Origin of the sequence: Frankia sp. EI5c (assembly GCF_001636565.1) — a bacterium.
In the GTDB taxonomy this organism is placed as follows: Bacteria; Actinomycetota; Actinomycetes; order Frankiales; family Frankiaceae; genus Parafrankia.
The window spans coordinates 1-12,763 of the sequence record NZ_LRTK01000028.1; the positions used below are offsets into that span (position 1 = coordinate 1).

The 12,763-nt window shown below is 71.8% G+C and carries 9 protein-coding genes, 1 tRNA gene and 2 pseudogenes; 5 read left to right on the plus strand and 7 right to left on the minus strand.

All coding sequences use genetic code 11. The annotated features are described in order from the left end of the window. Window positions 1-593 precede the first annotated feature (593 nt). Window positions 594-666, minus strand: a tRNA-Asn gene (locus UG55_RS14630). Window positions 667-863: 197 nt separating this feature from the next. On the opposite strand from UG55_RS14630, the gene UG55_RS14635 reads away from it, so the two are divergent. Both UG55_RS14635 and UG55_RS14640 read left to right on the plus strand, forming a co-directional pair. Further along, entirely contained in the window at window positions 864-1,148 is a 285-nt protein-coding gene (locus tag UG55_RS14635; protein ID WP_066068520.1) for a hypothetical protein, read from the plus strand. 315 nt (window positions 1,149-1,463) lie between these two features. Next, on the plus strand, window positions 1,464-1,823 hold the full coding sequence (locus tag UG55_RS14640; protein ID WP_066068523.1) for a helix-turn-helix domain-containing protein: 360 nt from the start codon (window positions 1,464-1,466) through the stop codon (window positions 1,821-1,823). Between the two features lie 77 nt (window positions 1,824-1,900). Here the strand turns inward: UG55_RS14640 and UG55_RS14645 are convergent, their stop codons facing one another. Then, on the minus strand, window positions 1,901-3,454 hold the full coding sequence (locus UG55_RS14645) for an LCP family protein (protein WP_066068526.1): 1,554 nt from the start codon (window positions 3,452-3,454) through the stop codon (window positions 1,901-1,903). 401 nt (window positions 3,455-3,855) lie between these two features. Here UG55_RS14645 and UG55_RS14650 point away from each other — a divergent pair, with 401 nt between their 5' ends. Beyond that, on the plus strand, window positions 3,856-5,538 hold the full coding sequence (locus UG55_RS14650) for an alkaline phosphatase (protein WP_066068529.1): 1,683 nt from the start codon (window positions 3,856-3,858) through the stop codon (window positions 5,536-5,538). A gap of 21 nt (window positions 5,539-5,559) precedes the next feature. Here the strand turns inward: UG55_RS14650 and UG55_RS37120 are convergent. The 4 genes and pseudogenes from UG55_RS37120 to UG55_RS14665 all read right to left on the minus strand — a co-directional run. After that, window positions 5,560-6,351, minus strand: a 792-nt coding sequence (locus UG55_RS37120; protein ID WP_242424379.1) for an ABC transporter ATP-binding protein, incomplete at its 5' end; no start/stop codon positions are given. Between the two features lies 1 nt (window position 6,352). Beyond that, window positions 6,353-7,335 (minus strand): annotated as a pseudogene (locus UG55_RS37125) (ABC transporter ATP-binding protein); the annotation flags it as partial. Between the two features lies 1 nt (window position 7,336). Then, window positions 7,337-7,524, minus strand: a pseudogene (locus UG55_RS37130) (ABC transporter ATP-binding protein); the annotation flags it as partial. A gap of 1,552 nt (window positions 7,525-9,076) precedes the next feature. After that, window positions 9,077-9,544 (minus strand): SCP2 sterol-binding domain-containing protein, encoded by a 468-nt coding sequence (locus tag UG55_RS14665; RefSeq protein ID WP_066068537.1) that lies wholly within the window; start codon window positions 9,542-9,544, stop codon window positions 9,077-9,079. 579 nt (window positions 9,545-10,123) lie between these two features. Here UG55_RS14665 and UG55_RS14675 point away from each other — a divergent pair. Together UG55_RS14675 and UG55_RS14680 are read left to right on the plus strand one after the other, a co-directional pair. After that, window positions 10,124-11,065 carry a ParA family protein gene (locus tag UG55_RS14675; RefSeq protein ID WP_066068545.1) on the plus strand — a complete coding sequence of 314 codons (942 nt, stop codon included), beginning with the start codon at window positions 10,124-10,126 and terminating at the stop codon, window positions 11,063-11,065. Then, complete coding sequence (locus UG55_RS14680) at window positions 11,055-11,762, plus strand: hypothetical protein (protein ID WP_066068549.1); 708 nt, start codon at window positions 11,055-11,057, stop codon at window positions 11,760-11,762. The genes UG55_RS14675 and UG55_RS14680 overlap by 11 nt, the downstream gene beginning before the upstream one ends. 11 nt (window positions 11,763-11,773) lie before the next feature. Here UG55_RS14680 and UG55_RS14685 read toward each other — a convergent pair whose 3' ends face one another. After that, on the minus strand, window positions 11,774-12,181 hold the full coding sequence (locus UG55_RS14685; RefSeq protein ID WP_066068553.1) for a PPOX class F420-dependent oxidoreductase: 408 nt from the start codon (window positions 12,179-12,181) through the stop codon (window positions 11,774-11,776). Window positions 12,182-12,763 lie beyond the last annotated feature (582 nt).

Below are 12,763 nucleotides of genomic sequence, written 5' to 3' on the forward strand. Positions count from 1 at the left end.
GCCCTCCGGCAGGGGAGACACAACGAGCCCTTCAGTCGCTGTCGGCGCACACCCGCGGACGGGCGGCGCGGGGGCGGGTGAGAGCTGTCGCGGGGCCTGTGTGGGCTCTGAAAGCCCTGGTGGCGGCGTTGTGGCGGGTTCCGCCGGGTGCGGTGGCCCGCTGGCCGTGCCTCGATCGGGTCGCCGCGGGCCGAGGTGCCCACGGGCGGGGTGCTGAACATCGGAACGGGTGGGGCCGTGGTGTCCCGATACCGGCCCGGGGCCGTCGCCCGTCGAGCCTCGCGGCCCAGCTCGGCACCCGGGGCGCCCCGTCCGATCAGACAGGTCTGTCACCCCGAGCGGCGGGCGGGGCCCCGGGCTAGCCACCGCCACCACCCTGGCTGCGTCCGCGGCGGAACCGTCCACGGAGCGGATACCGGCAGAATACCCACCGGATCATGAAGATGAAGTTGCGGCGATCTTCATTTCAAGATCCCACCCCGAGGGCCGCCGTACTCCGGAGGCCCCTGCAATGTACGGGGTAAGTACGAGATGATCTGGATTTCCGCGCGGTCCAGAGCCATCGAAGATGGTGTCTGACCTGGGCAAACGTGCTCCCGCGATAGGACTCGAACCTATAACCTGCCGGTTAACAGCCGGCTGCTCTGCCAATTGAGCTACGCGGGACCGTTCTGGGTGCCGGTCACAGATCCGGCGCCTGGCCGATGGTACCCCAGCAGCCCGCAGCCCAGATCGTGTCTGACGTCTGTCAGCCTACCTGAGGTTCCCCGGTGGCTGTCAGTGGGGTAGTAAACAAGCCAGTGACCTGCCGGAGCGCCAGCGGTGTCCACCGCGCCTGCCCGGTCCTGCCCCACGGAGGAACCATGCGCATCAGGCCCAGTCTGGTTGTCGCCCTTGGCGTCGGATATGTCCTCGGTGCGCGCGCCGGGCGTGAGCAGTACGACGCGCTCATGCGCCAGGCGCGCGAGGTGCGGGAGCGCCCCGAGGTGCAGAGCATCGCCGGAGTCGTTTCGGCGCAGGCGGGAGCGCTGGTCCAGCGGGTGCGCTCCCTGGTGGGCGGCTCCGCTGACACCGAAGTGGAAAGCGCCTCGTTCTCGCTCCCCCACGGCACGCACAGTGCCAACGGGGTGGGGGTGCGAGCCAACTGATCGGGAACAGCCCGGCCGGCGCACACCCCGTCCGCCCCCACACCGCATGCGCCAGCGCCAGCGCCGTCCGCACCGGTACCAGCACCATCCGCGCCGGCGCCGGCGTCCCCAGTACCGAAACCGCACGCATCCCAGCTGGGTGTGGCGGCATCGCCATGCCCGGCATCGCCGGCACCGCCTGTGGCGGCTGACAGGGGACGTCGCGGCTCCCAGGGACGTCGCGGTGGCGCCGGTTCGCGGGCAGCGGCCCACACGGGTGGCGGGGGGAGCCGACCGGGCCAGGCGGGGGGTGCGGCGTCGGCCGGGGGGCATGCCGTGGGAGCGTCCGGTTCCGGGGCGCCGGCGGAGTTGCTCGCGCTGGTCGATCTGCTCGGGCGGCGGCACGCGTTGGCGGTGTTCTGGTGCCTTCGTGGTGGCTCGTCATCCTTCCGGGCGCTGGTCGCCCGGGTGGGCGCCAGCGAGTCCCAGCTCTCGCAGCGGGCCCGGGAACTTCGCGAGGCGGGCCTGGTTGAGGTCGACGAGGCCGGCGAGTACCGGCTGACCAGCCATGGGCGCCGCCTCCTGGGCGTGTTGGAACCGCTGGCCGGCTGGGCCGGGGAGTGGGCGTCACTGAGCCCACGCCAGCGCACACCGAAGGGCTCCGCCAGCCAGGCAGCCGACGAGCCCTACTCCTGACCCCCGTTTCAGCCCTCCGGTTCGGGCCCTGGGCTCGGCGGGTGCGGTCGGTGCCTCAGCAGGTGCAGTTCGGTGCCTCAGTAGGTGCAGTTCGGTGCTGGTGGCGGGGTCGCCGGTTGGGTGGTGGCAGCTCCGGGCGCCGGGACTGCCGCGCCCTGGCCGGTGTCCTCGTCTCCGCCGGCTGCCAGCGCGGCCGGCGAGGGCGGGGTGACCGGGGCGTCGGCGAGGCCGTCGAAGGACGTCCCGAGGATGAGTTGCAGGCCGTCGATGCCCGGGTCGCTTTCCAGGCGGGAGCCGGGCACGAGTGCCTGCAGGCTGGTCGCGGCCGCTTCCAGGCCGGTGCCGTAGCGGACCCGTGAGGTCACGTAGTTGCTGGTGGAGGCGTTGCCGGAGTTCGTCGCGCGGTAGCCCTTGTCGGTGAGCTCGTCGACGGCGCCGGCGGCGAGGCCGGCGATCCCGCTGCCGTTGAAGACCCGCACGGTGACCTCGGTGTCGTCGCCGCCGCCGGTGGCGGGGGCGGCGCCGGTGGAACCGCCGAGCGGAGCGATGATCTTCTCCAGGTCGGCGGGGTTGTAGAACTGCACGGAGACCCGCTGGCCGCCGACGAGGATCTCGCCCCGGTCGTTGACGGCTCCTTCGGCCCTGGTCGGAGCGTGGGTCGGCAGGGTCTGCATGCCGATCCCGCCGGAGGCGATGCCCTGTAGTCGGGTGGCGAGCTTGCGCAGATCCAGGATGTCGGTCTTGTCGTCCAGTGTGAGCGCGGACGTCGCCGTGTTGACCAGGCGTTCGAGCTGGGCGGGGTTCTTCAGCACTCCCCCGCCGACGACCTTGTGGAAGACAGCCCCCATGAACTGCTGCTGACGGCGGATGCGGTCGATGTCGCCGCCGGGCAGGCCGTGCCGCTGGCGGACGAACGCGAGCGCCATCGCTCCGTCGACGTGCACCGGCCCGGGACCGCCCACGAAACCGCTCATCGGGTCGTTGGTGTTGCGGCTGTTCCGGCCGTTCTCGGAGACGTACTCCTTGAAGTTCGACTCCAGCACACACACGTCGACGCCGCCGATGGCGTCGGTGATCGCCTTGAAGCCCTCCAGGTCCATCGACACGTAGTGGTCGATGCGCATGTTGGTGAGGGACTCGATCGTCCGGACCAGCAGGGACGGCCCGCCGTCGGAGATCGCCGAGTTGAACTTGCCCTTGTGCCTGGAGTGCTTCCGGCCGTCGGCGTCGGTGTATTCGGGGATCGTGACGTAGGTGTCGCGCGGGATGGACAGCATCGTCACGGTCTCGTCCTCGCCGAAGTGCACGAGGATCGTGGTGTCGGAGCGCTGTCCTTCGAGTCCCGCCCGGCTGTCGGTGCCGACGATCAGGTAGTTGGTGGCGCCCTCCCGCTCGGCGGGGCGGTCGTCACCGAGGTCGAGTTTGACCTGGCCGATGCGGCCGTTGGCGTAGGTGTAGATCGCCCAGCCGCCGGCCGTGATGGTGAAGACCAGTACCGACAGGAAGGCGAGGATCACTCTGGAGAACTGGGACGACGCGCTGCGTCGCGGGCGTCCACCGGCGCGCAGGTCGAACGGGAGCGTCCTGGAACGGCGTTGGGGATCTCCTGGCATTCCTGGCCGCCCGCTCAATCCAGGGTCTCCCTCCGGCGTCCNTCGTGGGAAACAGCGCTTGGGGCGGAAATACTAGGCTATGCCCGGCCCGGCGAGACCACCCGGTGGTCCTGAATGCGCTGGTCATGAGTCCCTCGGAGAACCACGGCCAGGCCGCCGCCGGCCTGTGCTCCGACCGTGTCCCGGCTGTGGTCCGGCCACCTCCCGGCTGGGGTCCGGCCGGGTGGCGGCTCCCTCCTACCTGCCCGTTCCGCAACGTTCATCACGCCGTCGGTCGGCTGTCGGCGAGTGGCCCGCCCTGATTGCCAGTCTNTTCCCCGCTGGGGGGCGACGAGACGCAGGCCGTGCCGAAGCCATGCGCGAGGCGGGCGACGACTCGGTTCGCGCCGGGAGGTACGGCCCCGAGAAGGGGGCACTCCATGACCACACCCGAGCACGGAGCGCATACGACCGAACCGGATGACGGCCCGGGCACCGCCGCGCCGATCCCGCGCCGCACGCTGCTGCGCGGCGGCGCCGTCCTCGCGACCGCGGGAACGCTCGGGCTCACCGGCGGGCTCGGCGCGGCCGCCGCCCGGGCCGGCACCGGTACGGGCACCGGCAGCGGCCCGGCGGCCGGAGCCGGAGCCGGCGGTGGAGCCGGGCAGGTGCTGGGCCGGCGGCCGGCGTTCACCTCCGGCATCCAGGCGGGGGACGTCACCGCCCGCGGTGGCGTGATCTGGGCCCGCTCGGACCAGCCGGCGCTGATGGCGGTCGAGGTGGCGGGCACCGAGTCGTTCCGCTCGGCGCGCACCGTGGGCGTCACCCGGCTGACCGACGCGACGGACCGCACGGGCGTCGTCGCCGTCGACGGCCTGCCGCCCGGCAGCGAGGTGTTCTACCGGGTCCGGCTGACGGCGGCGGACGACCCTCGGCGCGTCGGCGAGAGTCTGATCGGCCGCTTCCGGACGGCACCGTCGCGGGCCCAGGACGTCTCCCTGGTGTGGACCGGGGACGTCTGCGGCCAGGGCTGGGGCATCAACCCGGACGCGGGCGGCATGAAGATCTTCGAGACGATGCGCCGCACGTCGCCGGACTTCGCCATCTGCTCCGGGGACTTCGTGTACTCCGACGGCCCGCTCGCGGAGACGGTGCCGCTGGCCGACGGCACGGTGTGGCGGAACCTGGTGGTGGACGAGAAACGGAAGGTCGCCGAGACCCTCGACGAGTTCCGCGGGAACTTCCGCTACAACTTCCTGGACGCGAACCTGCGGGCGTTCAACCGCGAGGTGCCGTGGGTGTTCCAGTGGGACGACCACGAGACCACGAACAACTGGTACCCGGGCGAGGTCCTCACCGGGGACGCCCGCTACACCGAGAAGCGCGCCGACGTGCTGGCCGCCCGGGCGCGGCAGGCGCTGTTCGAGTACACCCCGACGCTGCCGGGCCGCGGCGACCCGGCCGGCCGCCTGTACCGGAAGATCTCCTACGGGCCGCTCCTGGACGTCTTCGTCCTGGACATGCGCAGCTACAAGAACGACAACAACGTGGGCCAGAACGACCCGGCCGGAGCCGCGATCCTCGGCGCTCGCCAGCGGGACTGGCTCATCGACGGGCTGCGGAACAGCCGGGCCACCTGGAAGGTCATCGCCAACGACCTGCCCATCGGCCTGATCGTTCCCGACGGCGCCGCCGTCGAGGGGGTCGCCCAGGGCACGGCGGGCGCCCCGCTGGGCCGCGAGGTCGAGATCGCGCAGGTACTCTCCGCGATCCGCCGCCACCGGGTGCGCAACACCGTCTGGGTGACCGCGGACGTCCACTACACCGCGGCGCACCACTACCACCCGGACCGGGCTGGCTTCCGCGACTTCGACCCCTTCTGGGAGTTCGTCGCGGGGCCGGCGAACGCGGGCACGTTCGGCCCGAACAGCCTGGACTCGACGTTCGGCCCCGAGCAGGTCTTCGTCAAGGCGCCACCGGCCGGCCAGTCGAACCTGCCGCCGTCCGCCGGCCTGCAGTTCTTCGGCCGGCTCGCGATCGACGGCCGCTCCCGGGCGTTGACCGTCCAGCTGCGTGACGTGGGCGGCGCGGTCCTCTGGTCGAAGGCGCTGCCAGCAAGCTGACCACGCCCGCGACCAGCGCTGTCAGGCGCTGCCGACCAGCGTGGGTCCGGTCCGGTCAGGCTCAGGCTGAACCGGATCGGGCTGCTCGGCACCGGGCTGGGCGGGCAGCCGCGCGGCCCGGTGCCCCTGCTCGTCGAACTGGGTGCGGTACAGCTCGGCGTAGCGGCCGCCCGCCGCCAGCAGCTCGGCGTGGTTGCCCCGCTCGATGATCCGGCCGGCCTCGACGACCAGGATCTGGTCGGCGCTGCGCACGGTGGAGAGGCGGTGGGCGATCACCACCGCGGTGCGGCCGGCGAGTGCCTCACCGAGGGCCTCCTGCACCGCGGCCTCGGAGGTCGAGTCCAGATGCGCCGTCGCCTCGTCCAGGACGACCACCCGTGGCCGGGCCAGCAGGAGCCGGGCGATCGTGAGGCGCTGGCGCTCCCCGCCGGACAGGCGGTAGCCCCGCTCCCCGACCACCGTGTCCAGAGCGTCCGGGAGCTGCTCGACGAGGTCTGCGAGCCGTGCCCGGCGCAGCACGTCCCAGAGTTCCTCCTCGGCGGCCTCGGGGCGGGCCAGCAGCAGGTTCGCGCGCACCGTGTCGTGGAAGAGATGGTCATCCTGGGTGACCATGCCGACGGTCTGGCGCAGCGACTCCGCCGTGAGATCGCGGACGTCCACCCCGGCCAGCCGCACGGCACCCGCGTCGACGTCGTACAGACGCGGGATGAGCTGCGCGATCGTCGACTTGCCGGCGCCGGAGGACCCGACCAGGGCGATCAGCTGACCGGGCTCGGCTCGCAGGGACACCTGGTGGAGCACCTCGGTGCCGCCNCGCTCGTCCAGCACCGCCACCTCCTCCAGCGAGGCCAGCGACACCGCCTCGGCGCTCGGGTAGGCGAAGCTGACCTGGTCGAACTCCAGGGAGACCGGGCCGTCGGGCACCGGCCGGGCGTCCGGTGACGGCATGATGAGCGGCCGCAGGTCGAGGATCTCGAAGACCCGCTCGAAGCTCACCAGTGCGCTCATGACCTCGACCCGCGCGTTCGCCAGCGCGGTCAGCGGTGCGTAGAGCCTGGTCAGCAGCAGCGCGAGCGCGACGACCGCGCCGGGCTCCAGGTCACCGCGCAGGGCGTGATAGCCGCCGAGACCGTAGACGAGGGCCAGCGCGAGGGAGGAGACGACCGTCAGGGCCGTCATGAACACCGACTGGAGCATCGCGGTGCGCACGCCGATGTCACGCACCCGGCGCGCCCGGCCGGCGAACTGGGCGGACTCCTCCGCCGGCCGCCCGAACAGCTTGATGAGCGTGGCGCCGGGCGCCGAGAACCGCTCCGTCATCCGCGAGCCCATCGCCGCGTTGTGGTTGGCCGCCTCCAGCTCAAGGGCGGCGAGCCGGGACCCCATCCGCCGCGCGGGCAGGACGAACACCGGCAGCAGCGCCAGCGCGAGCAACGTGACCTGCCAGGAGAGGCTGAGCATCACGACGAGGGTCAGCAGGAGCGACACGAGGTTGCCGACGACCCCGGACAGGGTGTTGCTGAAGGCGCGCTGGGCGCCGATGACATCGTTGTTGAGGCGGCTGACCAGGGCTCCGGTTCTGGTCCGGGCGAAGAACGCGACCGGCATGCGCTGGACGTGGTCGAACACAGCCGTGCGCAGATCGAGAATGAGACCTTCGCCGATGCCCGCGGACAGCCAGCGGTTGAGGATGCCCAGGCCCGCCTCGGCCAGGGCGATCACGGCGATGACCACCGCCAGGAGGATGACGGTGCGGGGGCGTGACCCGTCCACGATCGCCGTCAGGACCCGGCCGGCNAGCACCGGCGTGGCGACCGCCAGGACGGCCACCACCACGCTCGTTCCGAGGAAGAGGCCCAGCCTGCGGCGGTGCGGCCGGGCGAAGCCCGCGATCCTCGCGACGGTCGCTCGGGAGAACGGACGCCGCGGCCGCTGCGCGTGCATCACCGAGTACAACGAGTTCCAAGCCGTGAACTCCAGGCTCACCGCGCCACCGCCAGTCCGTCCAAGGTTCTCTGCCGCACGCATGGAAGCACGCCGCACCGACATTTCTGAGCGCCCCGGTCCGGCCGACGGGCCGGTCGCAGCCGGCGCCGCACCCGGCCGGCCTGCCCCGACCGGCCTGCCGGCCCCGACCGGGGCACGTGTGCGACAGTAGGACCTGAACCTGACTTCAGGTCAAGGTCCTTCCTGGGGGGCGGTCAACGGGGCGGGAGAACGCCGCGCCGTCGCGAGCCCGACCTGGGTTCGGACGAAGTGGGCCGGAAATCTCCGCCCGGAAAGTTCCGCCAGTCGGTGGGAGGGACACAAAACCGGGAAGTCCGGACTTCGACGGCGCCCCACACGCGTGCCAGCCGAGAGGAACCCGGCGGAGTCGCCGGTCGTCGACGTCGTCGTCGGTCGAGTGGACTTGTCGGTCGAGTGGACTTGTCGGCCGAGCGGAGTCGCCGGTCGAGTGGAGTCGCCGGGCAACCGGGAAGTCGCCGCTCGGCGGTGGGAGGACCGACCGGTTCCGGAAGAGATCAGAAGTGCCGCTCGGGGACCGACGGGGACCGCATGCCCCGGTAGGAAGCACGGCCGCGGCCGGAAAGGCGGCGCCGATGAACCCCGGGCCGGACCGCGGGCGGCGGAGCGAGGAGAAGTAGCCGCGCCCGGTGGCGGGAAAGGGCGCCGGAAACGGAGCCTGGAGCGGCGGTCAGCAGCCGCACCCGGCTGGCGGACGGGGCCCGCCGGAGGCTGAGTACCGGAACGGCGATGCGGGACGTGCGGGACGTCCGGCATGTGCGGGTGTGGGAGCTGCGGGAGCTGCGGGAGGCGTGCCCGGTCGCCGTTGACCGGACGACTTCCCTGACCTCACGGAAACGGAAAGCCCTGCTCAGGCGATGCGGACCGCCCGCTCGCGCGGCGACGGGACGACGCGCAGGGTCGTCACNGGATGGTCCGCCATCCAGGTGACGTCGGCTTCGTTGACCCGCATCCGGCGGGCGAGTTCGGCGATGGTCGAACCACCGTCGAGTGCCTGCCGGATCGCGGCTGCTCGGATACCACGGAGGGTGGAACGCTGCTGGTGCGCCGACCACATCAGATCGTCGGCGAGTGCCGCCCGTTCGACCGGGTCGGCCAGTTGCATTACATCGTCACAGGTCACGGTGATAGATGGTTGCGCGTGCNGGAAGTCTTGGCAACACCCGTGACAACAGCTATTCCGCGGCCGCCACACTGAAGCCGACCCACCTTCACGACATCTACGATCAGTGCACAAATGCAACCGTGCGTACGCGCATTTCCGGCCGCGACCGCGAACCGCTCGGCAGTCGTCGTCGCTACGGTGACAATGTGCCACGCGCCNGCCCTGCGCGAAGTGCGGCGTGACGAGCGAGACGCCGGCCTGGCGCGGACCGGCCCGCGGCGCGTCACCCCGCTCCGCGGGCCCGGCCAGGCGCGCCGTCAGCGCGACCCGGCTGACCGGGCCGACGGGCGCCGTTCCCACCGCTGGCGCCATCCGTCGGCTGTGACGCCCAGCGCGAGGGGGTGTTCCTCAGTCCTCGGTCGGAACCCCGAACCAGGAGAGGACCTGACCGCCGAACTTCAGGTCACCGTCGATCCGAACCTTGCGGGTGATGTAGAGCTTGGCCGCGTTGGCCTGCCCGGCGACGATGCGGACCAGCCGCACCCGGTCGGTCCGGACCGTCACGGTGCGCCCGCCGCCCGGCGCGAGGCCGCCGGCCGGGTCGATGCTCAACTCGCAGGCGGCGCCGCGCACGGCCAGCACGAACGTCCGCGTCGTCCCACCGGGGCCACCGCTCAGCTCGAACTGGACCTGGGCGTCCTCGCCGCTGGCCTTCTCCGGCTGGAAGCTGTCCCGCATCCGGGCGAACAGTTCGTCAAGAAACGCATCCCCGTTGGGACCGCGCAGTACCTCCTCGGTCTGGCGCTCCGAAAGTGCGGCCAGCCCGTCCACCAGGGTGGCCGGGTCGGCGGTCAGATCAACGGACGAGTCGGACATGGGTGCTCCCTGCTGCCGCGCCAATGCGGGTTGCCGTTGCCGGCCTTACGCCGGTACGCCCCATGATGTCGCTTCCCTCGGAATCGCTCGACCGGCCCCCCTGCCAGGCGGCGACGACCACCCGCGGGATCCGGCGCCTACCGGGGCGACTATTTTTCCAGTTCAGGTTGATATGCGTGGATGCGTCGATCTCCGGCTGGAACACGGCCGACGAGTGGGCGGAAGGGATGCCGGTGTGCTGAGGTCGTGGACGGAGCGCGACCGGTGGGCGCCCCGCGCCCGGCCCGCCGCCCGGGCCGTCACCGAGCGCCCCGGACCCGGCCCGGCCCAGCCCGGCCCCACGGCCCGGACGAACGGAAACCGGCCACACCGCCGACACCGGCCCTGCCGCCGGCACTGCGGACGCCTCCGGCGCCTCGGGTGTCACGGGCAGCGGGGACAGCGGGGACAGCGGGGACAGCACAGCGTGCGTCCGCGGAGCGTCTCCCGCCNGATGGCACACGAATCCCACCGAACCGGCATGTGGTTATCTCTTACCAGAGTTACCAGCGCCGGTCGGGATGCGGGAGCGGGGGTGCCGTGAAAGTTGTGGCCGTCGTCAACTACAAGGGCGGCGTAGGAAAGACGACGCTCACCGCGAACATCGGCGCGGACATCGCCGGCTGGGGAAAACGAGTCCTGATGATCGATCTTGATCCGCAGGCGAGCCTGACGTTCTCCTTCTACCGGCCCGACGAGTGGCGGGCGAATCTCGCCGACGACCGCACCATCAAGGAGTGGTTCGAGGCCTGGCGCGGCGAGGCCTACGTTCCGCACCTTTCGCCGTTCATCACCGCTCCCCCGGTGGTCAACTCCTCCATCACGCACAACGGCGGGAGCCTGGGGCTGGTCGCGTCCCACCTGTCGCTGGGCGACGTCGAGATGAACCTGGCCGCGCGGCTCGGCGGGGCGGCGGCCCACCGGTCGACCCGGTACTACTTCGACGTCTACCAGCGGCTCGCCGCCGGCCTGGCGACGCTGCATCCGCACGACTTCGACCTGGTGCTCATCGACTGCCCGCCCAACTTCGGCGTCATGACCCGCACGGCGATCGCCGCCTGTGACTTCCTGCTGATCCCCGCGCGGCCGGACGAACTGTCGACGCTGGGTATCGAACATCTCCTCAGCCGGCTGCACCGCTTCACCTGGGAGTACAACCGGGTGGCCGGCCTGCAGTCGGACCGGCACCCGGAGGTGAAGCGGCTCGACCCGCAGATCCTGGGCATCGTCTTCACCATGGTCCAGTACTACGGCGGGCAGCCCATCACGGCGATGCAGCCGCATATCAACCTGGTACGCAGCCTTGATGTGCCGGTTTTCGAGGCGATGGTCCGGGAGAGCAACACCTACTTCGCCGGCGCCGCGGGAACACGGTTGCCCGTGGTGCTTTCCGAGCGGATTCCCCGAGTGCTGGCGCTGGAACTGCGCACCCTCGTCGACGAGTTCCTCCGGCGCATCGGAGCGGCGAACCGTGGATACTGACTCCGTCTTTCCGGCGTTCCCGGGCGCCGGTCCCGTCGGCCGGTCAGACCGCCCGGCGCGGCCCGACGAGGCCGATCCGGGGCCGCGGCCGCAGGGCGAGCTCGCCGCGCTCCTGCTGCGGTCGGTCTCGGAACTGCTCGCCGGTCTGGACGGCCGGCAGATCGCCGATCTCGCCAGCGGTCGCGCCCGGCTCGCGGTCGTGCCCGTCCTGCAGGCGGGCTTCACGGCGCCCGCGGCGACCGTCGGCGCCGCTGCCACACCGACGCGCAGCGGCCCGGCCGCTGGGCGCAGGGCCGGTACCGCGGGTGGCGCCGCTGCCGCACGCGGTGCCGCTGCCGCAGGCGGTGCCAGCGCGGTGGATGGTGCCGGCAGCACTGGTGGCGCCGGCACCGCGGCTGGGAGGAAGGCCCCCGGGTCACGTGCCGCGTCGCGCCGCGACCGGCCGCACCTGCCCTCCGGCGCCGCGTTGGAGACCCTCGGCCGGTCGCTGCGTGACGCTCCCAGCCGTGCGGCGGCCGAGCGGATGCTCGACGAGCTGGGTCCACTCACGGTGGCCGCGCTGAAGGAGCTGGCGACCGGGTTGGAGATCAAGGGCATCAGCGGCCGGGCGACCAAGGCCACCATTGTGCGGATGATCGTGGATGCCACGGTGGGGCAGCGGCTGCGTTCCGAGGCGATGTTCGGCGAGAGGTTCTGAGTCGGGGCCGGTTACCAGCCCGGCATCGTGATCCGGATCGCCGTGGGACGTTCCTGCGGGCGCCGGCGTACCGCGCGCGCCAGCTTGGAGGCCACGGTCCACAGCGGTGCCGCCAGCCGGTACCTGCGGTTCACCATGGCGCGCGTGGCCCCCGTCCGTTCCGGGACCACCTCCGCCATGACCTCGATCGGGCTCTGTGTGGCCCGTCCCCTGACGTCGCAGGGGGCGACCGTCGCGCGCGGCGAGTTCCGCAGGCGGCGGACCTTCCCGCTGTCCTCATCGGTCAATACCAGCAGCTCAGCTCCGTTCACCACGAACCACACCGGGGTCGAGACGGGACGCCCGTCCTTGCGGAAGGTGGTCAGCGCGAGGTACTTCGACGTTTCGGTCCACGTAGGCAGAGTCACGGTCGACGACATGGGCGCGACGGTAACCGTGACCGTGCGGGGGCGCCCGGCGGCCGGCCGGGAGGACCGAAAGGTCCAGGTGGGGTGCCCGAAAGGTCCGGGGCGGATTCGGCCTGCCCCCGGCGACGGCCTGGGCGCCGCCGCTCTCGCCACGGGCGGCGGCAGGCCCAGTGGTCACGCGGTTCACGCGGTTCACGGTCACGCGGGGTCGCACCGCGGGGCCCGGCCCACCGCCCGACCCGCCTGACTCACCGACCTGACCGACCTGACCGACCTGACCGACCTGCCTGGTCTGCCTGGTCTGCCTGGTCCGCCAGGTACCGCCAGGTCCACCAGGTCCACCAGGTCCGCCAGGTTCCGTCCGACCCGCCCGATACGTTCAGGACGTCCAGTAAATCCGTCGGGCCGGCCGGCGGGCGGAGGGCGGGGAATGCGACCGAATCCGCGAATAGCGGCGAGCACAGCGGATCACCCCTTGACAGAATCCGGCCCTTTGACACAATCGGGCACTCCACAGAAACCCCGGCGCTGACCAGCGCCGACAACAGCGGACCGAGCACCGTATGCGTGGCATCGATCGAGGTCATGGCGCCC

What these genes read in the sequence shown, in the direction of transcription:
- UG55_RS14685 (WP_066068553.1), bottom strand. Translation starts at nt 12,181, where the DNA reads ATGTCGTCGACCGTGACTCTGCCTACGTGGACCGAAACGTCGAAGTAC.
- UG55_RS14650 (WP_066068529.1), top strand. Translation starts at nt 3,856, where the DNA reads ATGACCACACCCGAGCACGGAGCGCATACGACCGAACCGGATGACGGC.
- UG55_RS14635 (WP_066068520.1), top strand. Translation starts at nt 864, where the DNA reads ATGCGCATCAGGCCCAGTCTGGTTGTCGCCCTTGGCGTCGGATATGTC.
- UG55_RS14665 (WP_066068537.1), bottom strand. Translation starts at nt 9,544, where the DNA reads ATGTCCGACTCGTCCGTTGATCTGACCGCCGACCCGGCCACCCTGGTG.